Genomic DNA, 23,536 nt, shown 5'->3' on the forward strand with positions numbered 1-23,536 from the left:
GTTATCCATATCCGGCCCCGGGTGCAACTGCCGCGGCGCGGCCCGAGGCCCCGGCGCGCTATTGCGCCCGCAGCGCGGCCGCTTTCTGGCGCAGCCGGGCCAGCCGCGCGGCGATCCCAGACTGCGGCGCCACCCGCGCCGCGCGCAGCCCGTCGGCCCGGGCGCGCAGTTGGCCCACGCGTCCCTGCACTTGGGCGCGGATCTCGGGCGTGGCGCGCGGCTCACTCCCCGCCAGCAGCCCCTCCAGCGGCACCAGCTGCGGATAGGGCGCCTCGGCCACGGCGGACGAAGTCGCCGCGTCCAGCTCGGGGAACTGGGTGCAGGCGGAGACGAGGCCGGCCAGGGCCAGCGGGATCAGCACGGGGCGCATCATGCCACCGTCTTGCCGCAGAAGCCGCGACCAGACAAGCCTGCGGGTTGATCTGAACGGTTGTTCAGTTAATCTGGCGCCATGGCACGAACCCAAGGCAGCCATTCCCACGTGACCGGGCCAAGGATCCGGCAGGCGGCGCTGCGGCTCTTCGCCCGGCACGGCTATGCGGCCGTCTCGATGCGCCAGATCGCGTCCGAGGTCGGGCTGCAGGCGGGGGCGCTCTACAATTACACGCCCGACAAGCAGGCGCTGCTCCTGTCGCTGATGACCGGCCATCTGGAGGATCTGCTGGCCCGCTCGGCCCGGGCCGAGGGGACGGGCCCGGCCGAGGCGCGGCTCGAGGCCTTCGTGCGCTTCCACATCGCCTATCACCTGGACCGGCCCGACGAGGTGTTCATCGCCTACATGGAGCTGCGAAATCTCGAGCCCGACCATTTCGCGCAAGTCGAGGCGCTGCGCCGGCGCTACGAGGACCGGCTCGAGGCGATCCTGGCCGCCGGGCGCGACGAGGGGGTCTTCGACGTGCCCGACACCAAGATCGCGACGCTGGCCGTGATCGCGATGCTGACCGGGGTCACGACCTGGTACCGCCCGGCGGGACGCCTGTCGGCCGACGCGGTGGCGGGCCTCTACTGGGACATGGTGCGCAAGACCGTCGCGGCCTGAGCGCGCGGGCCGGTCCGGGCGGCAAGGCCCTTCGAAGGGCCTTGCGCAACGCGGCGCGCGCCGCGTTCGACAAGCGGTTTGCAAACCGCTTGGACCAAGCCGCTTCGAAGCGGCTTGCCCCCCGTGGCCCGCTCAGCGCGTCTGCTGGATCGTCTCGAGATATTCCAGCAGCGCGACCAGCTTGCGCGGAGTCGGCGTCTGGATCCCGTCGCCGCTGTCGAAGGGCACGAGGTCGCCCTCCAGCAGCGCGCCGAATTCTGGCATCGACGGCCCCGCCAAGTCCGAGCGCGCGTAGCCGTCGATGATCGACATCACCCGCGCCCGCGGAAAGCTGTCACCGTTGCGCGCGCGGATCAGCGTCAGGTCCTTGGGCGGCTGGGACATGGCGCGCGCCATAGGCCCGCCCCCCTTGCCATCCTCGCCGTGACAGACAGCGCAATTCTCCATGAACAGCGCCCGCCCATCCTGCGGTCCCGGCATTTCTGCGGTTTCGGTACAGCCGGCCAGAACGGCCAGCCCGGCCAGTATGATTGCTGCGCGCATGTGCCTCTCCTGCGTCTTGTGCCGCCTTGTTCGCCCGCGCGGCGCCCCGGTGCAAGGGCTAACCCTGCAGGCCTTCGACATGCCGCATCAGCTCCAGCAACGGGCGCGGCGTCATCACCACGCGGCCATCCGGCGCGCGCCATTCGACCAGCTCGCCGCCCAGCAATGGGCCGAACTCCGGCATCGCGCCGCGGTGGAACTTGCCCGGGTAGCCGTGGATCTCGGTCAGCACGGCCTCGGTCGGGAACAGCCCGCCATGCCGCGCGCTGAGCGTGGTCAGGTCCGACGGCGCAACCGGAAGATCCGGGGCCAGCCGCCCGTCCCCCTGCCCGCCCGGCCCGTGGCACATGACACAATGCCCGGCATAGATCTCGGCCCCCGCGCCGGGATCGGCGGCAAAGGGCACCGCCGCCGGCACCGGTTCCTCCTGCTGCGCAAAGAAGCCGCAGGCCGACAGGGTCAGGGCCGCGCCGAGTGTCCATCGTTTCATCTCTCTGCTCCTGTCCCCGCAGCCGCGCTGCCCCGTGCGGCCGTTCTGCCACTGGCGCCCTTGCCGGAAGGGCTAGGGCGCATTTCGCATATCCGGGGGCGTGACAGCGCCCCGGTTGCCCGCCATTCTCGCCCCGATGCAACGAGAGGCCATAATGATTGATCCTGCCACCGCACAGCGCCTGTTGGAAGAGAATTTCGCCCCGTGGGTCCGAGCCCTGCGCCCCGAGGTGACCCGGATCGACGCCGAGGCCACGATCCTCGAGATCCCCGTGACCGACGAGATCGCACGCGTGGGCGGCATCGTCTGCGGCCAGGCGCTGGCCACGCTGGCCGATACGACCATGGTGCTGGCCTGCGCCGGACAGGCGGGGGACTTCTCGCCCGTGGCCACCACCACTCTCGAGACACGGTTCCTGTCGGCCGCCCGGGGCACAAGTGTGCGCTGCACTGCGCAGGTGATCCGCGCCGGGCGGCGCCTTGTCTTCGCCGAGGCCCGGCTGACCGACCTGCCCGGCGACAAACCGGTCGCCGCCGCCAGCGCCACCTTCATGCGGCCATGAGGGACCCGATGACCCAATACGCCCTGATCATGCTTGCCGCCGGGATCGGCATCCCGGTCCTGGCCGCGCTGAACGCCGCACTTGGAGTGCGGCTGGGCGCCCCCGTGGCCGCGGGTGTCATCCTGTTCTCGGTCGCCCTTCTGTCCACGCTGCTGGCCTGGGCGCTGCTGGGCCTGCCCAGCCTGGCCGCGGCCGGCACCGCGCCGCGCCACCTCTTCCTCGCCGGGGGGCTGGTGGCCTTCTACGTGCTGTCGATCACCTATATCGCGCCGCAGTTCGGGATCGGGAACGCGGTCTTCTTCGTGCTGCTCGGCCAGTTGGTCAGCGCCGCCGCGATCGACCATTTCGGCCTGTTCGGGGCACGGATCAGCCCGCTGAGTGCGACACGCGCGCTAGGGATCGCGGTCATGGCTTTGGGGGTCTGGATCACGCAGAAAGCGTGATCACCCCTCGCCGGCCAGCGCGTCTTGCCCTGTCCCGCCATGCGGCAGCCCGGATCCTGCGCGACGGCCTCGGCCAGCCCTGCCAGCCCGTCGAAGAAGCCCCGCTCGGCCGGGTGGATCAGCAGGAAATACTGGCCCAGATCATGCGGCGCGTCGTCCTGCGCCTTCAGGGGCGGCACCGCGCGGCTGGGCGCGGCGCCGCCCAGCGTGGCGGCGAGGATCTCGACCATCGGGCCAAGGCTTCCATAATTGAAGCCGCAATTCCTGACCAGCCGGGCGGCCAGCCTGACCTCGCAATGGGCAAGCGTCGGCATGGCTCCTCTTGCTCTCGCTCCACGCTTGGCGCGGGCGACGCAGCGCTCACGCCTGTTCGCGCGCGCCTTCGCGTAACAGCCCGTCTTCGAGCTGTACCACCCGATCCATGCGCGCGGCGAGCTCGAGATTATGCGTGGCGATCAGGGCCGAAAGACCGGTGTCCCGCACCACCTGCATCAGCGCCGCGAAAACGCGGTCCGAGGTGGCCGGGTCCAGGTTGCCGGTCGGCTCGTCGGCCAGCAAGAGCCGCGGCGCATTGGCCATGGCACGGCAGAAAGCGACGCGCTGCTGTTCGCCGCCGGACAGGGCGGCCGGCCGATGCCCCGCCCGGTCCGCGATGCCCACGCTGTCGAGCAACGCGCGCGCCCGCTCTCGCGCCGCAGCGCGCGCGGCCCCATTCGCCAGTTGCGGCAGCGCGATATTCTCCTCGGCAGTGAACTCCGGCAGCAGGTGGTGGAACTGGTAGACGAACCCGAGGGCAGAGCGCCGCATCGCCGTGCGCCGGCGGTCCGAGAGCGTGTCCATCCGCGCGCCGCCGATCTCGACCGTGCCGCCATCGGGCGTGTCCAGCAAACCGGCAATGTGCAGCAGCGTGGATTTCCCGGCGCCGGACGGGGCGACAAGCGCCACCACTTCTCCGGGATCGATCGACAGGGCTGCGCCCCGCAGGACCCGGACCTCGCCCGGCTTGCCCTTCTTGTAGGTCTTCTCGATCGCCGCAAGGCGCAACACGGGGTCCGTCACGCGATCCCCTCCCCGCCAGGCGCAGAAATTTCATCGATGAAATTTGCAAAATCCATGAATGGATTTTTCCAAGAATTTTCGAAAATTCTTGCTCGCCAGGTGTCACTCATAGCGCAGGGCCTCCACCGGGTTCAGCCGTGCTGCGCGTCGCGCCGGAAAAATGGTCACGATGAAGCTCAACCCCAGCGACAGCGCCACGGCGGACAGGACATCGCCGAATTGCAGCTTGGCCGGCAACGCATAGATTCCGCGGATCGACGGATCCCAGACCCCGCCGCCCGAGAGGTAGTTCACCATGGCGAAGATCGGGTCGATATAGATCGCAAACAGGCAGCCCAGCACAACGCCCAGCACCGTGCCGATCAGCCCCGTGAAGGCGCCGCAGATGAAGAAGACGCGCAGCACGGCGCCCTCGGTCAGTCCCATCGTGCGCAGGATGCCGATATCGCGGCCCTTGTTCTTGACCAGCATGATCAGGCCCGAGGTGATGTTCATGGCCGCGATCAGCACCAGCACCGACAGGATGACGAACATCACGTTGTCCTCGATCTCGAGCGCCCGCAGGAAGCCGCCGCTGGCATCCTGCCAGGTCCAGATCAGTGCGCCCGGCCCGGCCGCCCGCGCGATGGGCAGCGTGTAGTCCTCCACCGCCTCGGGGTCGTCCACGGTCACTTCCAACTCGTCCGCCACGCCATCGCGGTTGAAATAGAGCTGCGCCTCTTCGAAGGGCATGTAGACGCGCGTGCGGTCGATATCGTAGCGCCCGGCGGTGAAGATATGGGTCACCTCGTAGCTCTTGACCCGCGGACTGACCCCGAAAGCCGTCCGCACCCCGTCGGGCGAGATCAGCTTGACGTTGTCCCCCAGCCCGACGCCCAGGATCTGCGCCACGCCCGAGCCGATGGCGATGCCCTCGCCGAACCGGTCGAGATCCCCGCGCCCGGTCTCTGGATCGGCGATGCGCGGGATCTGCGCCAGATCCGCCCCCGAGATGCCGAACACCTCCACCCCCGCATTGTTGCCGCTGACCGTGGCCATGACCTGGCCCTTGACCAGCGGCGCGACGCGGGTCACGCCCGGCACGTCGCGCACCCGCTCGGCCATGGCATCATAGTCGGGCAGCGTCCGGGTGGGCCGGCCCGCCGCGTCGATGCGCTGCGCGTGGTAGACCGTGACATGGGCATTGGCGCCGAGGATCGTGTCGACAAACTCGGCCCGGAAGCCCGAGCGCACGGCCAGCGTGGCGATCAGGGCGAAGACCGCCAGCGTGATGCCCACGAGGCTGATCCAGGTCATCACCGACACGCCGCCCTCGGCCCGCTTGGCCCGCAGGTAGCGCCAGGCGATCATCCACTCGAACGGGGCGAAGGGGGGCGGTGTGCGGGCCATATCTGCCTCTGGCTTGCTGCTCGCGCGGAAACTGGCCTCTGGCGCGGCCGGGGTCAAGCGCCGGGGCCGTCGCCACCGCCCTGCGCGGTGTCGAATTGCAGCCGGTAGAGCTCGGCATAGGGGCCCGGGCGCGCGATCAGCTGCTCATGCGTGCCCTCGTCCACCACCCGTCCGTGATCCATGACGACGATGTGATCGGCATTGCGCACGGTCGAGAGCCGATGCGCGATCACCAGCGTGGTCCGCCCCTGTGCCAGCCGCTCCAGCGCCTCCTGCACCACCGCCTCGGACTGGGCATCCAGCGCGCTTGTCGCCTCGTCCAGCAGCAGCACCGGCGTGTCGCGCAGCAGCGCCCGCGCGATGGCGACGCGCTGCCGCTGGCCACCGGAGAGGTTGGAGCCACGTGGACCGGCTGGCGAGTCGAGCCCATGCTCCAGACGGGGAAGAAAATCCGTCACATGGGCGGCGTTCATCGCCGAGTCCAAGGCGGCACTATCGATGACCTGGTCGAGGACGATATTTTCGCGCAGGCTTTCATCGAACAACAGGCTTTCCTGACTGACCACCGAGATCAGTCCGCGTAGATCGGTAAGCCGAAGCTCTTCGACCAGAACATCCCCGATCATGACACGCCCCATCTGCGGATCGACCAGTCGGGTCAACAGATTGAACACCGTAGATTTCCCGGCACCTGAGGCGCCGACAAGGGCGGTCGTCTTGCCCGCTGCGGCCGTGAAGCTCAGGCCACGCAATACTTCCGTTCCGCCGAAGCAAAGGCGTACATCTTCTAATCTGACATCGGGAACGTGGTCCGGAACGGCAAGGGGGGTGGCCGGATCGCGCAGACGCGGCACGGTCTCGAGCAATTCCTTGATCCGCTCGATACTCGCCGCGGCCACCTGCCAGACCCCGCTGACGGCGCCCAGGCGACGGAGGGGTTCAAAGGCAAGGCCGATGGCGGTGAAGAAGGCCATGAAATCGCCAACTGTCTTCTGGCCTGACAAAATCTCGGAGCCGCCGTAATACAATACGCCCACGAAGCCGATCCCGGACATCAGGTCAATCAGTCCCGGCAAGGAGGCCTGTCCGGCTGCGGAACGCGTTTCGGCGCGAATCCGGGCACGGGTCAAGGCACGGTATTTCTCGGCCTGGTAGCGTTCCAGACCGTTCAGCTTGACCGGGACAATGCCATGAAAAACCTCGTTCAGCCGGGTAGACAGGCGCGCCGCGATATCGCGCACTTCGCGCGCGTTGCCGCGCACGAACCGTTGCAACAGGACTGACGGGCCGACAAGCAGCGGCGCGCCCACCAGCGCCACCAGCGTCCAGCGCCAGTCTATGGACAGCGCAACGCCGAACAGTGAGACGAGAGCCACCACGTCACGCCCTGCCCCCGTGATCAACGTATTCCAGACTTTCGCGATGGCGTTCACGTCACCCTCGACACGCTGGATCAGATAGCCAGGCCCGTGCTGCTGGTGAAACTCCTGGTCGAGCGACATCAGATGCGTCAGCAGGTCGAGGCGGATATCACCCATGGACATCTGCGACACGCGCGTCAGCAGGACCTTTTGCACCACGCTGGCCACGGCCCGGGTCACGAAGATACCCAGCACCACCAGCCCGACCCAGACCAGCGCATCGCGATCACCGCCGACGAAGACCTGGTCGAACATGGGCTTCATCATGTAGCTGAGACCACCGAACATCGCGCCCTCTATGGCCATGAAGACCATGGCCAGCACCATCAGTCCGGCATAGCGCCGCAGGTAGCCACGCCAGAGCCAGGCAAAGAGCCTTGGCCGTTCGCTCATTCCTGGCTCCCTGCCATAAGGTCTCGCGCCACCTCAATCTCGGGCCGGCGCGCGTCCCATGCCGCCTGAATCGGCTTGGCGCGGTACTCGTTCCGGATCCAGTCCTCGAACCCGATCTCGCCCAGCAAAAGCCGGGCCTCGTAGAGCCGAAGTACATAATCCTGCACGCCCGTCTTGGTGAAATCGAGATGGATATACTTCAGCCCCAGCTGCGCCTTCGCCTCGGACACCGGGGCATTCTCGAAGACCAGCAGGTAGGTCGCGGCCACGAAGCCCGCGCGGTCGGCGCCGGACTTGCAATGAAACATCATCGGCTTCTCGGCCGCGCGCAGCGCGTCGATCACCGCCAGGATGCGCGAGCGCGGCGCCGCCTCGCGGGCCCAGAGCTTGGCATTGACGAGCGTCATGCCCAGCGCCTCGACGCTCTCCTTCTCGAAGAGGTAATGGGCGTGCTTGTCCTCGCCGCGCAGGTTGATCACCGTGCGGATGCCCATGGCGGCGTATTTCTCGAACCGGCGATGGGTGGGCTGGTTCGACCGCCACACGCCCGGCGCCACGGGCCAGAAATTGGTCCAGACGCTGCGCAGGAAGGCATGGTCGAACAGGTTGTAATGCAGCAATGACCAGCGCCGCGCGGCCGGGTCGCTGATGTCCTTGCCGAAGGAATGCCGCAGACGCCGCTCGGCCGCGTCGATCTTGCTCATCAGTTTCGCCAGCATTCCCGGGGTCCCGTCATCTCAGGGGCGCGGTCTAGCGGCTGGGGCGTTCCCTGTCCAGCACAGCCACCGGCGCCTTGCCGCTTGCGGTGGCCGCCGGCACGGCTATCGTGGCGCGCAGACCGTTCCCGACCCGGAGAGACCCCGATGACGCTTGCCAATGGCCGCCGCCACATGGCCCTGCCCGGCCCGTCCGTGATGCCCGACCGCGTGCTGCAGGCCATGCATCGCCCCGCCCCCGACATCTATGACGGCGAGCTGCACGAGATGGTGGCCGGCATCCTGCCCGACCTGCGCGCGGTGGCCCGCACGCAGGGCCACGTTGCCATGTATATCGCCAACGGCCACGGCGCATGGGAGGCGGCGCTCGCCAACACCGTCGCCCCGGGCGGCCGCGTGCTGGTGCCCGCCACCGGGCGCTTCGGCCATGGCTGGGCCGAGATGGCGCGCGCCATGGGGATCGAGACCGAGCTGCTGGACCACGGCCCCGGCACCCCCATCGACCCCGACCGCGTGCGCGCCGCCTTGGCGGCCGATGCGGGCGCGCGGATCAAGGCGGTGCTGGTCACCCATGTGGACACCGCCTCCTCGGTCCTGTCCGAGATCGCGCCCCTGCGCGCCGTGCTGGACGAGTTGGGCCACCCCGCCCTGCTGATGGTGGATTGCGTGGCCTCGCTGGCCTGCGACCGCTACGAGATGGATGCCTGGGGCGCCGACGTGACCGTCGCCGGCTCGCAGAAGGGTCTGATGGTGCCGCCCGGGCTGGGCTTCGTCTTCTTCAACGACCGCGCGCAGGCCGCCCGCAAGGCGCTGCCGCGGGTCAGCCGCTACTGGGACTGGGCGCCACGGGCCGAGCCCGAGATGTTCTACCAGTATTTCGGCGGCACCGCCCCGACCCACCATGTCTACGGGCTGCGCGAAGCGCTGAACATGATCGGCGAGGAAGGGATCGAGGCGGTCTGGGCCCGGCACGAGACGCTGGCCAAGGCGATCTGGAGCGCGGCCGAGACCTGGGGCGCCGAGGGCGCCTTCCGCCTGAACGTGCCCGACCCCGCGCATCGCTCGCGCGCGGTCACCGCCGCCCGGCTCGACCCGCCCGATGGCAAGCGGCTGCGCGATTGGTGCACCAACGTGGCGGGGGTCACGCTGGGCATCGGGCTGGGCATGGAGACGCCGGCCGATCCGCAGGCCTCCGGCGCCTTCCGCTTCGGCCATATGGGGCATCTGAACGCGCATATGGTGCTGGGCCTGCTGGGCACGGTCGAGGCCGGCCTCACCGCGCTGCACATCCCGCATGGCACGGGCGGCGTCTCCGCCGCCGCCGCGACCCTGGCACGCGAAACCGGCGGCACGGCCCCCACCGACATCCGGCAAAGCGTCTACGCCTGACCCCACGCCCCCGGTCTTTCATCTTTCCCGAAATACTCCGGGGGCGCCCGAAGGGCGGAGGCAGCGCCCCCTCCCCCGGCCCGCCACAGGCGCACACATCTCGGCCAAATTCACCGCAACAGCGCCACGGCGCCGACCGACATCCACCAAAGCACCGACGCCTTGACCGAACACGCCTTTCATCTTTCCGAAAATACTCCGGGGGGCCCGAAGGGCGGGGGCAGCGCCCCCTCCCCGGCCCGCCACGGACGCAACCGTCTCAGCCGCGCTTGCGCCGGCGTAGCCGCTCCAGCCGCGAGATCAGGTGGTTAAGCACTGCGGCCAGGATCAGCACCGGTCCGATCCCGAAGAGCGACCAGAGCGCGACGAAGATCCACAGCAGGTTCACGAACAGCATCACGAGGCTGGCCTGCGTGTAATCCGCGACCCGTTTCGGATAGTGATCGTCCATCTGCCCACCTCCGCCTGCGACCATCCGTCACGAAGGACAGTAGCGCGCCGAACGCGCCTGTCGCGTCAAATTCGCAGGCGTCGGCGGATTTTCCCTCAGCCGGCGCCTTTCAGCGCATCACGCGCCTCGGCCAGAGCCTGCGGCAGGGTCTCTTCCAGCACCGCCATGTCCTCGGGGCGCCCGGCGGTGATGCGGATGCAGCGATCCTGCGGCGCGACGAAGGGCATGCGGACAAAGACCCCCTGCGCCACCAGCGCGGCCAGCACCGCGCGGGCATAGTCGCCATCCGCGCCGCAATCCACGGTGACGAAATTCGTGGCCGATGGCAGGGCGCGCAGGCCGTTTGCCTCGGCGATGCGGGCGATCTCGGCCTTGGACTGCGCCACCAGCCGCAGCACCTCGTCCAGCCATTCCTGGTCTTGCAGCGCGGCCAGCGCGCCGACCTGGGCCGGGCGGTTGATGCCGAAATGGTTGCGGATCTTGTCGAAGGCGCGGATCAGCCGCGGCGCGCCGAAGCCGTAGCCCAGCCGCGCGCCGGCCATGCCGTAGCCCTTCGAGAAGGTGCGCATGCGGATCAGCCTGGGGTCGTCCACCGGCAGGTCGGGGCTGGTGCCCTCGGGGGCGAACTCGACATAGGCCTCGTCCAGCACCAGCAGCGTGCCGTCGGGCAGGTCCTCCATCGCCGCCGCGATGGCGGCGCCGGAATGCCAGCTTCCCATCGGGTTGTCGGGGTTGGACAGGTAGACGATCTTGGCATCCACCTCGGCCGCCTTGGCAAAGAGCGCGGCGATATCCTCGTGATCGTTGCGATAGGGCACCTTGTGCAGCACGCCGCCATAGCCCGCCACGTGGTAGTTGAAGGTCGGGTAGGCCCCGTCCGAGGTCACCACCGCGTCGCCCGGCTCCACCAGCAGGCGCACCGTGTTGCCCAGAAGCCCGTCGATCCCCGAGCCCAGCACGATGTTCTCGGGCGTGCAGCGCAGCCGCGCGGCCAGCGCGTTCTTCAGGTCGTAATTCGTGGCATCGGCGTATTTCCAGACCTCGGCCACCTCGTCCTGCATCGCCGCGATGGCGAAGGGGGACGGGCCGAAGACAGATTCGTTGGCGCCCAGCCGGGCGCGGAACCGCGCGCCTTTCTGGCGTTCCTGCACCTCGGGGCCCACGAAGGGCACGGTTTCGGGCAGCGCGGCGATCAGGTCGGGATAGCGGGGTCCGGTCATGGCGCGCACTATGGCGATGCGGCGCGGCGGTGCAAGGGGTCAGCGACGATAGGCGCGGGCCAACACCTCGGGATCGGTTCCGGTCAGGTAGCGCAGCAGGGTGACAAGGTTGCGCGCGCCGCGTCGCAGCCAGCCCTGCCTCTGGTATTTTGCGGCCGAGGTGACGGCGATGGCGGGCAGGCCGTGCAGGCGGCCCCGCAGCGCGCGGGCCAGGGCCACGTCCTCCATCAGCGGGATGTCGGGATAGCCGCCCGCGGCCTCGTAGCTTTCCCGGTCGATCAGCAGCCCCTGGTCGCCATAGGGCAAGCCGAAGAGCCGCGCGCGCAGATTCGCCCAGCCCGCCACCAGCGCGGGCGCCGGGCCCGCGGCATCGAAACGCAGGCGGAAGTGATACGCCCCCGGCGTGGCCAGCGCGGCCAGCACTGCCGCGCTCCAACCCGGCGTCAGCCGCGTGTCGGCATGCAGCACCAGCAGCCAGCCGCCCTCGGCCGCGTCCACGCCGCGCCGCAGCTGCCCCCCGCGCGAGGCCGGGCCGGTTACGATGCGCGCGCCCGCCGCCTCGGCCAGCGCCAGCGTCGTATCACCTGATCCGCCATCGGTAATCACCAGCTCGCGGATCAGCCCCTCGCCCAGCCCCTCGGCCAGCGCCGACAGGCAGCCCGGCAGCTGGTCCGCCGCATTCAGCGTTGGGATGATGACGGAGATCGGAGCGCGCATGACCGGGCCCTGTAACTTCGCGGCAGAGGCCTCTATATGACAGCACAGGCGATGAAGGAAAGCGATGATGGCACATGACCGCACGGTGCTGCGGGTGACGGGCGCCGAGGCCGCGCCCTTCCTGCAGGACCTCGTGACCAATGACGTGGATCGGCTGAGCGACGGGCTTGTCTATGCCGCGCTGCTGACTGCGCAGGGCAAGTACCGGGCCGATTTCTTCCTCGTGCCCGATGGCGACGACATCCTGATCGACGTGGACGCGGCGCTGGCCGACGGGCTGGCCAAGGCGCTGGCCCTCTACAAGCTGCGCCGCAAGGTCGAGATCACGCCCACCGACCTGACCGTGACCCGCGGCACCGGGCCGGTGCCCGAGGGGGCCTTCGCCGATCCGCGCGATGCCTCCATGGGCTGGCGCGGCTATGCCGGGCAACCCGGCGACGACACCGATTTCGACGCGCGGCGCGTGGCGGCACTGGTGCCCGAAAGCGGGATCGAGCTGACGCCCGACACGTTCATCCTCGAAGCCGGATTCGAGCGTCTGAACGGCGTGGATTTCCGCAAGGGCTGCTATGTCGGGCAGGAGGTGACGGCGCGGATGAAGCACAAGACCGAGCTGCGCAAGGGGCTGGCCCGCGTCGCGGTCGAGGGGGCCGCGCCGGTCGGCACACCGATCGAGTCGGACGGCAAGGCGGCCGGCACGCTGTTCACCCAGTCCGGCGGACAGGCAATCGCCTACCTGCGCTATGACCGCGCCGGGCCGGCGATGCAGGCCGGCGACGCCCGCGTGGCCTATACGCCATGAGCTGGCGCGACGAGATCGAGTCGGTCTTCGGCGCCCCCGTGGCCGGGGCGACGCAGGTGCAGGGCGGTGACCTGAGCGACCTTCTGCGCGTCACGCTGCAGACCGGCCGCGTGCTGGCCGTCAAGCGCGGGCCTTACGTGGGCACCGAGGCCCGCATGCTGCGCGCCATGGCGCTGGCGGGCGCGGCCGTTCCGGACGTGCTGCATAATGGCGGCAGGCTGCTCTGCCTCGAATGGCTGGACGAGACCGCGCCCGCCGGGGCCGAGGCCTGGGCGGCGCTCGGCACCGGGCTGCGGCGGATGCATAACAGCCGCTCGGCGGACTACGGCTGGCCCGAGGATTACGCCTTTGGCGCGGTGGCGATCGAGAACGCGATGCTGCCCGACTGGCCCGGCTTCTGGGCCGAGCGGCGACTGGCCCCCTGCCTGCCCGCCCTGCCCGCGGATCTGGCGCGGCGGGTCGAGACGGTGATCGCCCGCCTGCCCGACCTGTTGCCCGCGCAGGTGGATGGCGCGCTGTTGCATGGCGATCTCTGGACCGGCAATGCGCTGTTCTCGGGCGAGGACGCCTACATGATCGACCCGGCCTGCTATCATGGCCATTCCGAGGTCGACCTTGCCATGCTTGAGCTGTTCGGCCAGCCGCCCGACAGCTTCTGGCGCGCCTACGGGCCGCTGGAACAGGGGCGCGATGCGCGCGTGCCCCTCTACCAGCTCTGGCCTGCGCTGGTGCATGTGCGCCTGTTCGGGGCGGGCTATCACGGCATGGCCGCGGGGCTGCTGGACCGGCTGGGCGCCTGAAGCCGCTTCTCGAAGAGCTCGACGGCGGGGGCAGCCCCCGCCTGCCGCATCAGCCCGGCCGAGGATGCGTTGAACACGTGCACGCGGGCGATCCAGCCGGTGCAACCCGCCGCGAGGCTCTCTGCCTCGAACCGCGCCACCAGCCGCCCGGCCAAGCCGCGCCGCCGCCAGATCGGCTCCACATGCACATGGTCGAGCACGGCAAGACGGCGGGGAGGCTCCAAAGCGCTGGCGGGCCGGTCCTCGATCCTCCACAGCAAGTAGCCGCGCGGCACCCCGTCCGTGACATAGAGCAGCGCCCGCGCGCCTTCGGCAAAGGCGGTCTCGAAGAACGCACGCAGCCCGGCCGCGTCGCCGCTGTCGTGGAACCGGTGCGGGACCTGCGTGGCATGCAGCGCGTTCAGCTCGCGCAGCATGGCGGCCAGCGCGGGGATGTCGTCCTGTGTGGCGGATCGGATCATGAAAAAGGCCTCCTGGCGTTGCGCCGGAGGCCTTGTCATCTGGTCATGTCGCTCGCCCGGCAGGTCGGGGGATTTGCGCGCGGGCCCCGAGGTCAGGCGCGCTCGGCATACTCCATGGTTTCGGTGTTCACGACGATGTCCTCGTCCTGCCCAACAAAGGGCGGCACGGTGATGCGCACGCCATTGTCCAGTACGGCGGGCTTGAAGCTGTTGGCCGCGGTCTGGCCCTTCACCACCGGCTCGGTCTCGGCGATCTTGCAGGTGACCTTCTGCGGCAGCGAGGCGTTCAGCGCCTCGTCCTCGTAGAACTCGACCTGGATCGTCATGCCGTCTTGCAGGAACGGGCGGCGGTCGCCGAGGATCTCGGCCGGCAGCTGCACCTGGTCGTAGGTCTCGGTGTCCATGAAGATGAGCAGTCCGGAATCCTCGTAGAGAAACTGCATGTCCTTCTGCTCGAGGCGCACGCGCTCGACCTTGTCGGCGCTGCGAAACCGCTCGTTCAGCTTGGAGCCGTTGCGCAGGTTGCGCAGCTCGACCTGTGCGAAGGCACCGCCCTTGCCGGGCTTGACGTGGTCCACCTTCACGGCCGCCCACAAGCCGTCATTATGCTCGAGCACGTTGCCGGGGCGGATCTCGTTACCGTTGATCTTGGGCATGTGGCACTTCCGTGGCGAAAGGTTGATGAAACTCTGCCGGCTCCTATATATCGCGCGATGCCCCCGTGCAAGACAACGATATCTCGTGTTGCAGGTGCAGCAAGATATGCGGAAACCGCATGGGTGCTATGCAATTTCGGGGTGTCCGAATCGAAGCGAATACGCCATAACCCGCGATACGCCGAGAAATACAAGAGCAATAATCGAAGGTCGAGATATGAAGGATTTCGTTGACGGCACAGCGTTCAATGCCGAACAGGGCAACCGTGCGCGCAAGTTGTTCGCTGCCGTTGTGCTGGCCGCTCTGGATGATGCCATTGCCGACGACAAGAAGTACGGCAACGGTCCGGAGCAGATCGCCCGCTGGGCCCGTTCGCGCGACGGGCGCGAAGTGCTGTCCTGCGCCGGCATCGACCCGAACGAGCGTGTCGTGTCGGGCCTGATGGAGTTCGTCTCCAAGGGTGTGCGGACCTCGGTCGCGCTGTCGCGCGAAGAGAGCGAGCGTCGCAACGCGGCGCAGCAGGCCGAAGCTGCCTGACCCGTTCGGGTCACTGGCCAACCATAAAAGACAGCTGCTGAAAAACGCGTCCCCAAGGGGGCGCGTTTTTCGTTATCCGGCTGTTGCGGGGTCCACGATGACGGGCGCCCGGCCCGTCAGTCGAATTCCTGGCTCATCAGCACGCGATGGATCTCGCGCCGGACCAGTTTGCGCACGTTGCGGGTGATGCGTTCCCCCAGCGCGCCCTGCAATTCCTGGCGCACGATATCGACCACCATCTCGCGCAGGACGGTCTCGTCGATCTCGAGCCCACCCTCTTCGGCGCTGGGGGCTGGCGGGGTTTCGTCCCGGTAGGTGGGCGCGGCCTCGTGCGTGACGCCCAGCCGCTCCATCGGATCGGGGGTGTGATCCTCCCATTCCAGCGCGGGCGCCGGGCGATGCACGAAAGAGGGCTTGGCCGGCTGCGGCTCATCCTCCCACTGCGCCTTCTGCCGGCCGACCAGCGTCTCGAGCGCGGCGATCTTGCTCTCCAGCGTCTCGGCCTGCGGCGCTTGCGCGTGAAGGGGCTGGGGCTCTTCCGTCGCGGTCTCGGGTTCGGGCTCCGGCTCCGCTGTCGCTTCAGGCTCGGGCGCCTCCTCGGCAGGATCGGTCAACTCGGGCGCATCCTCGACCGGATCGGTCAGATCGGACGCGTCCTCGGGATCCGCCTGCACCTCGTCAACGGGGGCCTCCTGCGCCTCTTCATGCGCTTCGGCGCTGTCATGCTCGGGCTCGGCGACGCGGGTCTCGCCCCAGTCGCTGACAGGGGCGGCATGCGCGGCCTCGGGCGTTGCGTCATCCTCTGCCGCCTGAGCGGCCTCGGCCTCGACCGCGTCGGTATAGGCCGCGATCTGGCCCAGCAGCGCGGCGGTCTCTTCTTCGCCATCCGAGACGGCCTCGGGCGTCTCGTCCGCCTCTTCGGCGTCGTCCTCCGCCTCCTCCTCGACCGCGTCGATCAGCGCGCGCGCCACTTCCTGCTCGACCAGCTGTTCCAGCGGCGAGCCGGGCGCGGGATCGTCCTGCGAGTCGGCGGGTTCGGGATTGGTGAGCAGAACCGGCTTCTGCACCGACTCGCGCGGCTCGGGCGGTGGCGCCTCGCTTGGAACCCGCAGCGACGGCTCCAGAACCAGCCGGTCAAGCTGGCGTGGCCGCGCGGCCGAGGCACCCTGTTTCGGGCGCGACTCTTCTGAAACGAGCCTGCGAATCGAGGACAGAACGTCCTCGATCTCCACATTCGTGACGGGGTCGGACATTTTTGTTTTTCCACTCTACCTCGCGGCAGAGTGTACCCGTGCCCGCGGCCTCACACAACAGACCGGCAAAAAACTAATCTTTTCCGAGGGCGCGCAGGACACGATCCAGCTCGCGCCCCTGCTTGCTCAGGCCGGCCGGCGCGTCCTTGACCAGATTGTAATAGGCGGCCGGGTCGTATTGCGGCACGCGCAGTTGCAGCTTGTCCGCCGTCAGCTGTCCGATCGTGGCCAGCACCTGATAGGCGGCGCGGGTCTCGTCCACCTGTGCCGAGATCAGGCTGGCGCGGGCGTCCAGCAGCTCCTGCTCGGCATCCAGCACGTCCAGCGTGGTGCGGGCACCCAGCTTGGCCTCTTCGCGCACCCCCTGGAAGGCGACCGTGGCGGCGCGCACCTGTTCGCGGAACGAATCGCGGCTGGCGCGGGCGACGCGCAGCTGCACATAGGCGTCGCCCACGTTCTGCTCCAGCTGGAAGCGCAGCACATGCAGCCCGGCGCGCGCCTGGTCGCGGTTGGCCATCGCCTCGCGCACGGCAGAGGCCAGCCCCCCGCCCTGGTAGATCGGCCCCTCGGCATTGAGCGAGATCGACCCGCCGCGCGAGAAGGTCCGGTCGTCGAAGCTCTCGGTGACGCCGTACTGGCCCTGCAGCGAGACGGTGGGCTTCTTGGCGCCCTCGGCGATCAGCACGCCCAGCTCGGCCGCCGCCACGCGGTGCCGCGCGGCCAGCATGTCGGGGTGCATGCGCACGGCCTGCGCCTTGGCCGCATCGACCGAGGCCGGCAGGCGCGGCAGCGTGCCCGGCGGGACCAGCCCGCCGGGGTAGCGACCCACGACGGCGCGGTATTCCTCGCGCGCCGAGACCAGCGCGCCCTCGGCCGCGGCCAGCGCGGATTGCGCCTGCGACAGGCGGGCCTCGGCCAGCGCCACGTCGGTCCGCGTCACCTCGCCCACCTCGAAACGGTCGCGCGCGGCGCGCACCTCCTGGCGGATCACGCGGATGTTGTTCTGGCGCAGCGACACGGTCTCGATCGCGCGGCGCACTTCCATGAAGGCAAAGACCGCGCGCAGCAGCACTTGCTGCTCGATCGCGACGAGGTCCGAGCGGGTCGCCAGCACGGTTTCCTTGGCCGCGTCGATCTGCAGCTTGTTGCGCCCGCCGTTGAACAGCACCAGCCGCGCGATCAGGTTGATCGAGGCGTCGTTGGTGGCGCTGCCGCGGGTCACCAGCTGCCCGGTCACCGCCGAAATCGTGCCCGTGCGGCCGAACTGCCGGCGGACATTGCCCGACCAGCTGATCACCGGGCGCAGCGCGGCCACCGCCTGGGCCACGCCCTCGTCCGCGGCGCGCAGCACGGCGCGGTTCTGTTCGATCAGCCCGCTATGTTCATAGGCCGAGGTCAGAGACTGGCCCAGCGTCTCGGCCTGCACCGACACGGCGGTTCCCATGGCGAGCGTCGCGATGGCGACCCCGCGCGTCACGTTCCTGCGAATACTGCCCAGCACCTCGTTCCCCCGCCTGTGCTGCCGCGTCACGTCAAAGCGCGAATTCTGCGGCCTGTTCGAACCCGTCCAGCACCGGCGCCGTGGCATTGAAGGCAAAGCGCCAGCTCATGGCCCCGTCCACCTTATGGCCCACGCGCACGATGCCAAGTTGATTTTCCATGAAGATCACGGCCATGCGACCGCCTTCCTTGAGCTGGTCGGTCAGCCCCTCGGGCAGCGCCTCGACCCCGCCCTCGACAAGGATCGCGTCATAGGGCCCGTGTTCGGCCGCGCCCGCAGTCAGCGCGCCGGTATGCAGCACGACATTGTCGGCATGGTGCTCGGACAGCAGGCTCTGCGCCTCGGTCGCGCGGTCGGCATCATCCTCGACGGCGACCACCGCCTCGGCGATGCGCGCGATGACCGCGGCGGAATAGCCCAGCCCCGTCCCGATATCGAGAACGAGGTCGCCATTGGTCAGGTTCAGCGCGTCCAGCATCTTGGCAAAGACCCGCGGGTCCAGAAGCACGCGATCCTCGCCCAGCGGCACATGCTCGCTCATATACGCCGCCTCGATCCGGTCGCGCGGCACGAAGGCCTCGCGCGGGACGGTCAGCATGGCGTCGATGATCGGGAATTCGGTGACGTCCGAGGGTCGGACCTGGGTATCGACCATCATGCGGCGGCGCGTGGCGAAGTCGCTCATCGACTAAACCCTTTCGTTCAGAAAACTGTGTTCGGTTTTGCCACAACTGTCCCGCCGCGGCAATGACCGTGCAGGCGCAAACTGACGCGGAGATGCACACATGTCGCTGTTTCGCGGGGCTTACGATCATCGGAGGTGTGTCGGTGGCTTGGACTTGCCGAGCCTGCGCGGGATGAATGTGCTTGTATCCGCCGCTCCGAACACCGGAACCGGTGTGCGGCGCCGTCAAGAAGGCGGTCCGATATGTGCTCGCTGCATCGGATCTGCGCCGTTAGACACCCAAAAAGCCATACGCCTCACGCCAGCACCAGTGCCAGCGCGACCCAGCCGGCGGTCTCCGAGGTCAGTTGCGCGGCGCCCAGCACGTCGCCGGTCTGGCCGCCGATGCGGGCGCGGGCACGCCAGCCGACAAGGGCGACCGTGACCAGCATGGCCAGCACCGGCCAGGGGCCGAGCGGCCAGAGCGCGGCCAGCACGCTCAGCCCGGCCACGACCTGCGCAGCCGGGCGGGGCCCGCCGGCCATCCGGCCCAGCCCGTCGGGCCGCGCGGGCGGCAGCGTCTCGAGCAGGGCGACCATGCCGGCCCGGCTGACCGACGCCATGGCGACAAAGGCCCCTGCCCCGGCGGCCGGGCCAAGCCCGCTCACCGCCACGGCCCAGAGCCCGGCCACCAGCCCCAGCGCCAGCACGCCGTAGCTGCCGATGCGGCTGTCCCGCATGATCTCGAGCGCATGGGCCCGGTCGCGCCCGCCGCCCAGCCCGTCGGCGCAATCGGCCAGCCCGTCGAAATGCAGCGCGCCGGTCAGCAGCGCCAGCGCCCCCAGCGCCAGCAGCGCCGCCAGCGCGGGCGCACCGCCCAGCGCCAGCGTCCCCGCGAAGACCACCCAGACCAGCCCGCCCAGCAGCGCGCCCACCAGCGGGAAGGCCCAGCGCGCGGCGTCCAGGCCCGGCACCGTCCCGCGCAGCTGTCCGGCCGGCAGGCGGGTCAGCAGCATCACCGCGACGCGGGCCTCGTCCCGCCGCGCGGCCAGCCAGCTCATCCGCCCGAGACCCCGGCCTCGGCAAAGGTGGCCATGCCGTTGTGGCATTCGAGCGCCGCGCGCAGCACGCCCAATGCTAGCGCCGCGCCCGAGCCCTCGCCCAGTGCCATGTCCAGCGACAGGACCGGGCGCAGGCCCATCGCGTCAAGCAGGCGGCGATGGCCCGGCTCGGCGCTGGCATGCCCGGCAAGGCAATGCGCCAGCAGCGCCGGATCGGCATCGAAGAGCGGCGCCACCGCGGCGGTGCAGATATAGCCGTCGAGCAGCACCGGGATCGCCCGCGCCCGCGCCTCGAGCACCGCGCCGCAGATCGCTGCCTGTTCGCGCCCGCCGAAGGCCGCCAGCAGGGTCAGACCCCGCGCGGCCTGGTGACGGGCGACGCCATCGGCCACGACCTCGGCCTTGCGTGCGCGCCCCGCGGCATCCGAGCCGGTGCCGCGCCCGACCCAATCGGCCGGCGCGCCGCCGAAGGTGGCACAAGCCAGCGCCGCGGCCACGGTGGAATTGCCGATTCCCATCTCGCCCAGCACCAGGACCTGCGCCGCGGGATCGACCGCCTCGGCGCCGGTCTTCATGGCGGCCAGCACCTCCTCGGGATCCATCGCCACGGCCTGCGAGAAATCGCGCGTCGGGCGGTCGAGATCCAAGGCATGCACCGACAGATCGGCCCCGGAGGCTCGGCAGAGCTGGTTGATCGCGGCGCCGCCGGCCTCGAAATTGGCCACCATCTGCGCGGTCACCGCCTGCGGGAAGGGGTTCACGCCCTGCGCGCAGATTCCGTGATTGCCGGCAAAGACCAGCGCCTGCGCGGTCTCGATCCGCGGCCGCTCGCTCCGCTGCCAGCCGGCCATGTGGATCGCCAGCTCTTCCAGCCGGCCCAGCGCGCCGGGGGGCTTGGTCAGGCTGTCCTGCCGGGCGCGCGCGGCCTCGGCGGCGGCGCTGTCGGCCTGCGGCAGCGTGGCGGCCAGCCCGGCCACCGCATCGAGCGTGGTGATGTCAGAAAGGATGGTCATGGGGTTTCACCTTCAGGGGTTGTCCGGCGACCGCCAGCCAGACCTCGTCGCAGGCCTCGGCCAGGGTCTGGTTGAGCCAGCCCGCCGCGTCGCGGAACTCGCGCGCCAGCCGGTTGTCGGGCACGATGCCGCTGCCGACCTCGTTGGTCACGAAGACCACCGGTGCGCTCTGGGCGTCCAGCAGCGCGGCCAGCCGGGTGCCCTCGGCCCGCCAGTCCGCCTCTGCCAGCATCAGGTTGGTCAGCCACAGCGTCAGGCAGTCAACCAGCCGCGGGTCGCCGCCATCGGTCTCGGCCAGCGCGGCGCAGAGATCGCGCGGCGCCGCGCGGTCGGTCCATTGCGCGCCGCGCCGGGCGCGATGGGCGGCGATGCGCTCTGCCATCTCGGCATCATGGGCCTCGGCCGTGGCGATATAGATCGCCCGCCCGGTGTCGCGCAGCGCGCGCCGCTCGGCCAGGGTCGACTTGCCCGAACGGGCGCCGCCGGTGATCAGTATCGACTTTTTCATGGCGCCGTGAAAAGCAGGTTGCGACGCAAAAGGAAAGTGGCAAGACCGGGTGCAGATGCAGGACTGGGCAGACGGGGCGCAATTGGTGGTGATACGCCACGCGCCCGCCATGCCGCGCGGGCGGCTCTACGGCCGGACCGATGCGGGGATCGCGTCGGATCTGGACCTGCCGCCGGGGATGCGCGCGGCGCTCGCCCGTGTGCCCGACCGCGTCAGCAGCCCCGCCCGGCGCTGCCGCGAGACCGCCGCGCTGCTCTGGCCCGGCGCGGAGATCGAGACCGACGCGCTGCTATGGGAGCAGGATTTCGGCGCCCATGACGGGCTGCCCTTCGAGGACCTGCCCGATCTGGGGCCGCTGAGCGGTGCGGCACTGGCCGACTACAGCGCCCCCGGCGGCGAAAGCTTTGCCGATCTCTGCGCCCGCACCGCGCCGGCCTTCGATGCCCATGCCCGCGCCGCGCACGAGGTCGGGGGACCGCGCGTACTGGTGGCCCATGCCGGGGTGGCACGCGCCGCGCTGGCCTGGCTTCTGGACGATCCCGTCACCGCTTTGCGATTCGAGATCGCGCCCCTGTCGGTCACCCGGCTGCGCGTCGGCCCCGAGGGCCCGGTCTCGGTGATCGAGGTCAACCGCACATGGGGCTGAGACACGGGACGCGCGACGGCTGGCTCACGGTCACCGTCGCCGGCCATTTCGGCGAGTGGCTGCAGGGGCTTTTCGGCCCCGAGCACGTTGTGGCGCTGGTCACCCTGCCCTGCCCGGCGCTTGCGGTGCGCAGCCGGCCCGACCGGCCGGCCGATCCGCCCTTTGCCCCCGACAGGCTGGCCGCGTTCGGCCGCGCGCTGGACCTGCCGCCGCCGCCCTGGCCCGGGCTGGACTGCGCCATGCCGCCCGGGGCGGGCGCCGGGGCCTCCACCGCGATGCTGGTCGCACTGGCGCGCGCCGGGGGCACACAAGCCACGCCCGACGCGCTGGCCCGCGCCTGCCTCGCGGTGGAAGGCGCCAGCGATCCGCTGATGCTGGAGGCGCCTGATGGTGTGCTCTGGGCCTCGCGCGCGGCGCGGGTGCTGACCCGCCTGCCCCCGCCGCCGCCCCTGCGGATCGTGGGCGGATTCTGGGGCGCGCCGGCGCCCACCGACCCGGCCGATACAGGGTTTCCCCCGATCGACGACCTCGTGCCGGGCTGGCAGGCCGCCTGCGAGACCCGCGACCGCGCGCGCTGCGCCGCGCTGGCCAGCCAGTCGGCGATGCGCTGCACCGCGCTCCGAGGCCCCGCAGACCCGATGGCCGAGCTGGCCCGCGCCACCGGCGCGCTGGGGCATGTGCGCGCGCATACCGGCTCGGCGCGCGGGCTGGTCCTGCCGCCCGAGCAGGAGGACGGCCCGGCCCGCACGGCGCTGGCCGAGGCCGGGCTGACCGGGATCCTCTCCTTCGTGACGGGGGCGGCATGAGCCTTGCTGCCATGATGCTGCTGGCGCTGGCGCTTGATCTGGCGCTGGGCTGGCCCGACCGGCTCTATGCGCGGATCGGCCACCCGGTCACCTGGATGGGCAGGCTGATCGAGGCGCTCGAGGCCCGGCTGAACCATGGCAGCCGCACCCGGCGGCTTCGCAGCGGCGCGCTGACATGCGCGCTCTGCGTGGCCGCGGCGGGGCTGCCGGCGCTGGCGGTTCAGCTCGCGCTGCCCTCGGGCTGGGTCGGCGTGATGCTGGGCGCGGTGCTGGCCTGGCCGCTGGTCGCGCTGCGCTCGATGCATGCGCATGTCGCCGCCGTCGCCCGGCCGCTGGTCGCGGGGGACGTGGCCGGCGCGCGCCGTGCCGTGGCGATGATCGTGGGCCGCGACCCCGCGCTGCTGGACGCGGCCGGCATCGCCCGCGCCGCCACCGAGAGCCTGGCCGAGAACACCTCGGACGGGATCGTCGCACCGGTCTTCTGGGGCGTGGTCGCGGGCCTGCCGGGGATCGCGGTCTACAAGGCGATCAACACGATGGATTCGATGATCGGCCATCGCGACTCGCGCTTCGAGGCCTTCGGCAAGGCGGCCGCACGGCTCGATGACGCGGTCAACTGGATCCCGGCGCGGCTGACCGGGCTGCTCTTCGCTTTGGCCTCCGGGCCCGGGCTGCGGAGGGCGCTCCATGTCATGGGGCGCGACGCCGGCGCCCATCGCTCGCCCAATGCCGGCTGGCCCGAGGGCGCCATGGCCGGCGCGCTGAACATCCGCCTCTCGGGCCCGCGCCGCTACGGCGACCGGATCGCCGACGAGCCCTGGCTCAACGCGCCCGCCCCCGACCCGAGCCCGCGCGATCTGTCCCGCGCGCTGGCGCTCTACCGGCGCGCGATGGGGGGGATGGCATTGCTCCTGATGGCACTGATCGTCGCCTGGAGCTGACTGCCACTCTGTCAGGTCGGCGCCGGACCGCGCGATCCTGTCATTCCCGCGCCA

The 23,536-nt window shown here is 70.1% G+C and carries 28 protein-coding genes; 10 read left to right on the forward strand and 18 right to left on the reverse strand.

Annotated features, from left to right (window positions below):
• Positions 1-58 precede the first annotated feature (58 nt).
• Positions 59-373, reverse strand: coding sequence for a hypothetical protein (locus AVJ23_RS13150; RefSeq protein WP_240484644.1), 315 nt, complete (start codon positions 371-373; stop codon positions 59-61).
• A gap of 78 nt (positions 374-451) precedes the next feature.
• Here AVJ23_RS13150 and AVJ23_RS13155 point away from each other — a divergent pair, with 78 nt between their 5' ends.
• A complete protein-coding gene (locus AVJ23_RS13155) occupies positions 452-1,039 on the forward strand; it encodes a TetR/AcrR family transcriptional regulator (protein ID WP_058862662.1) in 588 nt (195 codons plus the stop codon).
• A 132-nt stretch (positions 1,040-1,171) separates the two neighbouring features.
• On the opposite strand, the gene AVJ23_RS13160 is transcribed toward AVJ23_RS13155, so the two are convergent.
• On the reverse strand, positions 1,172-1,582 hold the full coding sequence (locus AVJ23_RS13160; protein WP_058862663.1) for a c-type cytochrome: 411 nt from the start codon (positions 1,580-1,582) through the stop codon (positions 1,172-1,174).
• 58 nt (positions 1,583-1,640) lie between these two features.
• Positions 1,641-2,072, reverse strand: a complete 432-nt coding sequence (locus AVJ23_RS13165) for a c-type cytochrome (RefSeq protein ID WP_058862664.1) — start codon at positions 2,070-2,072, stop codon at positions 1,641-1,643.
• Between the two features lie 154 nt (positions 2,073-2,226).
• Between AVJ23_RS13165 and AVJ23_RS13170 the strand changes: the two genes are divergently transcribed.
• Both AVJ23_RS13170 and AVJ23_RS13175 read left to right on the forward strand, forming a co-directional pair.
• Positions 2,227-2,634: a PaaI family thioesterase gene (locus tag AVJ23_RS13170; protein ID WP_084794564.1), complete on the forward strand. Its 408-nt coding sequence runs from the start codon at positions 2,227-2,229 to the stop codon at positions 2,632-2,634.
• Positions 2,635-2,642: 8 nt separating this feature from the next.
• Positions 2,643-3,077 carry a DMT family transporter gene (locus tag AVJ23_RS13175; protein WP_058862665.1) on the forward strand — a complete coding sequence of 145 codons (435 nt, stop codon included), beginning with the start codon at positions 2,643-2,645 and terminating at the stop codon, positions 3,075-3,077.
• Positions 3,078-3,437: 360 nt separating this feature from the next.
• On the opposite strand, the gene AVJ23_RS13180 is transcribed toward AVJ23_RS13175, so the two are convergent.
• The 4 genes from AVJ23_RS13180 to AVJ23_RS13195 all read right to left on the reverse strand — a co-directional run bounded on the left by AVJ23_RS13180 (position 3,438) and on the right by AVJ23_RS13195 (position 8,058).
• Complete coding sequence (locus AVJ23_RS13180) at positions 3,438-4,136, reverse strand: ABC transporter ATP-binding protein (RefSeq protein ID WP_058862666.1); 699 nt, start codon at positions 4,134-4,136, stop codon at positions 3,438-3,440.
• A 102-nt stretch (positions 4,137-4,238) separates the two neighbouring features.
• The gene (locus tag AVJ23_RS13185) at positions 4,239-5,525 is read right to left on the reverse strand and encodes a lipoprotein-releasing ABC transporter permease subunit (RefSeq protein WP_058862667.1); all 1,287 of its coding nucleotides are present in this window, start codon (positions 5,523-5,525) and stop codon (positions 4,239-4,241) included.
• A gap of 53 nt (positions 5,526-5,578) precedes the next feature.
• The gene (locus AVJ23_RS13190; RefSeq protein ID WP_058862668.1) at positions 5,579-7,339 is read right to left on the reverse strand and encodes an ABC transporter ATP-binding protein; all 1,761 of its coding nucleotides are present in this window, start codon (positions 7,337-7,339) and stop codon (positions 5,579-5,581) included.
• Positions 7,336-8,058 (reverse strand): phosphatase domain-containing protein, encoded by a 723-nt coding sequence (locus tag AVJ23_RS13195; protein ID WP_058862669.1) that lies wholly within the window; start codon positions 8,056-8,058, stop codon positions 7,336-7,338. Before AVJ23_RS13195 ends, AVJ23_RS13190 begins: the two co-directional genes overlap by 4 nt.
• 144 nt (positions 8,059-8,202) lie before the next feature.
• On the opposite strand from AVJ23_RS13195, the gene AVJ23_RS13200 reads away from it, so the two are divergent.
• Entirely contained in the window at positions 8,203-9,444 is a 1,242-nt protein-coding gene (locus AVJ23_RS13200; RefSeq protein ID WP_058862670.1) for a pyridoxal-phosphate-dependent aminotransferase family protein, read from the forward strand.
• A gap of 259 nt (positions 9,445-9,703) precedes the next feature.
• Here AVJ23_RS13200 and AVJ23_RS13205 read toward each other — a convergent pair whose 3' ends face one another.
• The 3 genes from AVJ23_RS13205 to AVJ23_RS13215 form a co-directional block, all read right to left on the reverse strand.
• Complete coding sequence (locus AVJ23_RS13205; protein WP_058862671.1) at positions 9,704-9,895, reverse strand: hypothetical protein; 192 nt, start codon at positions 9,893-9,895, stop codon at positions 9,704-9,706.
• Between the two features lie 95 nt (positions 9,896-9,990).
• Entirely contained in the window at positions 9,991-11,115 is a 1,125-nt protein-coding gene (locus tag AVJ23_RS13210; protein WP_058862740.1) for a pyridoxal phosphate-dependent aminotransferase, read from the reverse strand.
• 39 nt (positions 11,116-11,154) lie between these two features.
• The gene (locus AVJ23_RS13215) at positions 11,155-11,832 is read right to left on the reverse strand and encodes a TIGR04283 family arsenosugar biosynthesis glycosyltransferase (RefSeq protein ID WP_058862672.1); all 678 of its coding nucleotides are present in this window, start codon (positions 11,830-11,832) and stop codon (positions 11,155-11,157) included.
• Between the two features lie 67 nt (positions 11,833-11,899).
• On the opposite strand from AVJ23_RS13215, the gene ygfZ reads away from it, so the two are divergent.
• Together ygfZ and AVJ23_RS13225 are read left to right on the forward strand one after the other, a co-directional pair.
• Entirely contained in the window at positions 11,900-12,634 is a 735-nt protein-coding gene (ygfZ, locus tag AVJ23_RS13220) for a CAF17-like 4Fe-4S cluster assembly/insertion protein YgfZ (protein ID WP_058862741.1), read from the forward strand.
• Entirely contained in the window at positions 12,631-13,434 is an 804-nt protein-coding gene (locus AVJ23_RS13225) for a fructosamine kinase family protein (RefSeq protein WP_058862673.1), read from the forward strand. Before ygfZ ends, AVJ23_RS13225 begins: the two co-directional genes overlap by 4 nt.
• Here AVJ23_RS13225 and AVJ23_RS13230 read toward each other — a convergent pair.
• Together AVJ23_RS13230 and efp are read right to left on the reverse strand one after the other, a co-directional pair.
• Positions 13,392-13,895 carry a GNAT family N-acetyltransferase gene (locus AVJ23_RS13230; protein ID WP_058862674.1) on the reverse strand — a complete coding sequence of 168 codons (504 nt, stop codon included), beginning with the start codon at positions 13,893-13,895 and terminating at the stop codon, positions 13,392-13,394. The genes AVJ23_RS13225 and AVJ23_RS13230 overlap by 43 nt on opposite strands.
• Positions 13,896-13,987: 92 nt before the next feature.
• Complete coding sequence (efp, locus tag AVJ23_RS13235; protein ID WP_058862675.1) at positions 13,988-14,551, reverse strand: elongation factor P; 564 nt, start codon at positions 14,549-14,551, stop codon at positions 13,988-13,990.
• 217 nt (positions 14,552-14,768) lie between these two features.
• On the opposite strand from efp, the gene AVJ23_RS13240 reads away from it, so the two are divergent.
• Positions 14,769-15,089: a DUF6280 family protein gene (locus AVJ23_RS13240; protein ID WP_058862676.1), complete on the forward strand. Its 321-nt coding sequence runs from the start codon at positions 14,769-14,771 to the stop codon at positions 15,087-15,089.
• Between the two features lie 116 nt (positions 15,090-15,205).
• On the opposite strand, the gene AVJ23_RS13245 is transcribed toward AVJ23_RS13240, so the two are convergent.
• From AVJ23_RS13245 to cobU, 6 genes are all read right to left on the reverse strand, one after another.
• Positions 15,206-16,342, reverse strand: coding sequence for a hypothetical protein (locus AVJ23_RS13245; RefSeq protein ID WP_058862677.1), 1,137 nt, complete (start codon positions 16,340-16,342; stop codon positions 15,206-15,208).
• Positions 16,343-16,415: 73 nt separating this feature from the next.
• Positions 16,416-17,843, reverse strand: a complete 1,428-nt coding sequence (locus AVJ23_RS13250) for a TolC family outer membrane protein (protein WP_367576930.1) — start codon at positions 17,841-17,843, stop codon at positions 16,416-16,418.
• A gap of 31 nt (positions 17,844-17,874) precedes the next feature.
• The gene (locus AVJ23_RS13255) at positions 17,875-18,528 is read right to left on the reverse strand and encodes a protein-L-isoaspartate O-methyltransferase family protein (RefSeq protein WP_058862678.1); all 654 of its coding nucleotides are present in this window, start codon (positions 18,526-18,528) and stop codon (positions 17,875-17,877) included.
• A 296-nt stretch (positions 18,529-18,824) separates the two neighbouring features.
• A complete protein-coding gene (locus AVJ23_RS13260) occupies positions 18,825-19,568 on the reverse strand; it encodes an adenosylcobinamide-GDP ribazoletransferase (protein WP_058862679.1) in 744 nt (247 codons plus the stop codon).
• A complete protein-coding gene (cobT, locus tag AVJ23_RS13265; RefSeq protein WP_058862680.1) occupies positions 19,565-20,581 on the reverse strand; it encodes a nicotinate-nucleotide--dimethylbenzimidazole phosphoribosyltransferase in 1,017 nt (338 codons plus the stop codon). The genes AVJ23_RS13260 and cobT overlap by 4 nt, the downstream gene beginning before the upstream one ends.
• Positions 20,565-21,089 carry a bifunctional adenosylcobinamide kinase/adenosylcobinamide-phosphate guanylyltransferase gene (gene cobU / locus AVJ23_RS13270; RefSeq protein ID WP_058862681.1) on the reverse strand — a complete coding sequence of 175 codons (525 nt, stop codon included), beginning with the start codon at positions 21,087-21,089 and terminating at the stop codon, positions 20,565-20,567. The genes cobT and cobU overlap by 17 nt, the downstream gene beginning before the upstream one ends.
• 55 nt (positions 21,090-21,144) lie before the next feature.
• On the opposite strand from cobU, the gene AVJ23_RS13275 reads away from it, so the two are divergent.
• The 3 genes from AVJ23_RS13275 to cbiB are packed head-to-tail and all read left to right on the forward strand — an operon-like array spanning position 21,145 to position 23,482.
• On the forward strand, positions 21,145-21,735 hold the full coding sequence (locus tag AVJ23_RS13275) for a histidine phosphatase family protein (protein ID WP_058862682.1): 591 nt from the start codon (positions 21,145-21,147) through the stop codon (positions 21,733-21,735).
• Positions 21,726-22,541 (forward strand): hypothetical protein, encoded by an 816-nt coding sequence (locus tag AVJ23_RS22620; RefSeq protein WP_058862683.1) that lies wholly within the window; start codon positions 21,726-21,728, stop codon positions 22,539-22,541. Before AVJ23_RS13275 ends, AVJ23_RS22620 begins: the two co-directional genes overlap by 10 nt.
• Positions 22,538-23,482, forward strand: a complete 945-nt coding sequence (cbiB, locus tag AVJ23_RS13285) for an adenosylcobinamide-phosphate synthase CbiB (protein WP_058862684.1) — start codon at positions 22,538-22,540, stop codon at positions 23,480-23,482. The genes AVJ23_RS22620 and cbiB overlap by 4 nt, the downstream gene beginning before the upstream one ends.
• Positions 23,483-23,536: the final 54 nt, after the last annotated feature.

The organism is Pseudoponticoccus marisrubri (assembly GCF_001482405.1).
In the GTDB taxonomy this organism is placed as follows: domain Bacteria; phylum Pseudomonadota; class Alphaproteobacteria; order Rhodobacterales; family Rhodobacteraceae; genus Pseudoponticoccus; species Pseudoponticoccus marisrubri.

Bases quoted from the DNA above. Each gene is read 5' to 3' on its own strand.
- AVJ23_RS13150 (WP_240484644.1), bottom strand. From the start codon at position 373: ATGATGCGCCCCGTGCTGATCCCGCTGGCCCTGGCCGGCCTCGTCTCC.
- AVJ23_RS13155 (WP_058862662.1), top strand. From the start codon at position 452: ATGGCACGAACCCAAGGCAGCCATTCCCACGTGACCGGGCCAAGGATC.
- AVJ23_RS13160 (WP_058862663.1), bottom strand. From the start codon at position 1,582: ATGCGCGCAGCAATCATACTGGCCGGGCTGGCCGTTCTGGCCGGCTGT.
- AVJ23_RS13165 (WP_058862664.1), bottom strand. From the start codon at position 2,072: ATGAAACGATGGACACTCGGCGCGGCCCTGACCCTGTCGGCCTGCGGC.
- AVJ23_RS13170 (WP_084794564.1), top strand. From the start codon at position 2,227: ATGATTGATCCTGCCACCGCACAGCGCCTGTTGGAAGAGAATTTCGCC.
- AVJ23_RS13175 (WP_058862665.1), top strand. From the start codon at position 2,643: ATGACCCAATACGCCCTGATCATGCTTGCCGCCGGGATCGGCATCCCG.
- AVJ23_RS13185 (WP_058862667.1), bottom strand. From the start codon at position 5,525: ATGGCCCGCACACCGCCCCCCTTCGCCCCGTTCGAGTGGATGATCGCC.
- AVJ23_RS13190 (WP_058862668.1), bottom strand. From the start codon at position 7,339: ATGAGCGAACGGCCAAGGCTCTTTGCCTGGCTCTGGCGTGGCTACCTG.
- AVJ23_RS13195 (WP_058862669.1), bottom strand. From the start codon at position 8,058: ATGCTGGCGAAACTGATGAGCAAGATCGACGCGGCCGAGCGGCGTCTG.
- AVJ23_RS13200 (WP_058862670.1), top strand. From the start codon at position 8,203: ATGACGCTTGCCAATGGCCGCCGCCACATGGCCCTGCCCGGCCCGTCC.
- AVJ23_RS13205 (WP_058862671.1), bottom strand. From the start codon at position 9,895: ATGGACGATCACTATCCGAAACGGGTCGCGGATTACACGCAGGCCAGC.
- AVJ23_RS13210 (WP_058862740.1), bottom strand. From the start codon at position 11,115: ATGACCGGACCCCGCTATCCCGACCTGATCGCCGCGCTGCCCGAAACC.
- AVJ23_RS13215 (WP_058862672.1), bottom strand. From the start codon at position 11,832: ATGCGCGCTCCGATCTCCGTCATCATCCCAACGCTGAATGCGGCGGAC.
- ygfZ (WP_058862741.1), top strand. From the start codon at position 11,900: ATGGCACATGACCGCACGGTGCTGCGGGTGACGGGCGCCGAGGCCGCG.
- AVJ23_RS13225 (WP_058862673.1), top strand. From the start codon at position 12,631: ATGAGCTGGCGCGACGAGATCGAGTCGGTCTTCGGCGCCCCCGTGGCC.
- AVJ23_RS13230 (WP_058862674.1), bottom strand. From the start codon at position 13,895: ATGATCCGATCCGCCACACAGGACGACATCCCCGCGCTGGCCGCCATG.
- efp (WP_058862675.1), bottom strand. From the start codon at position 14,551: ATGCCCAAGATCAACGGTAACGAGATCCGCCCCGGCAACGTGCTCGAG.
- AVJ23_RS13240 (WP_058862676.1), top strand. From the start codon at position 14,769: ATGAAGGATTTCGTTGACGGCACAGCGTTCAATGCCGAACAGGGCAAC.
- AVJ23_RS13245 (WP_058862677.1), bottom strand. From the start codon at position 16,342: ATGTCCGACCCCGTCACGAATGTGGAGATCGAGGACGTTCTGTCCTCG.
- AVJ23_RS13255 (WP_058862678.1), bottom strand. From the start codon at position 18,528: ATGAGCGACTTCGCCACGCGCCGCCGCATGATGGTCGATACCCAGGTC.
- AVJ23_RS13260 (WP_058862679.1), bottom strand. From the start codon at position 19,568: ATGAGCTGGCTGGCCGCGCGGCGGGACGAGGCCCGCGTCGCGGTGATG.
- cobT (WP_058862680.1), bottom strand. From the start codon at position 20,581: ATGACCATCCTTTCTGACATCACCACGCTCGATGCGGTGGCCGGGCTG.
- cobU (WP_058862681.1), bottom strand. From the start codon at position 21,089: ATGAAAAAGTCGATACTGATCACCGGCGGCGCCCGTTCGGGCAAGTCG.
- AVJ23_RS13275 (WP_058862682.1), top strand. From the start codon at position 21,145: ATGCAGGACTGGGCAGACGGGGCGCAATTGGTGGTGATACGCCACGCG.
- AVJ23_RS22620 (WP_058862683.1), top strand. From the start codon at position 21,726: ATGGGGCTGAGACACGGGACGCGCGACGGCTGGCTCACGGTCACCGTC.
- cbiB (WP_058862684.1), top strand. From the start codon at position 22,538: ATGAGCCTTGCTGCCATGATGCTGCTGGCGCTGGCGCTTGATCTGGCG.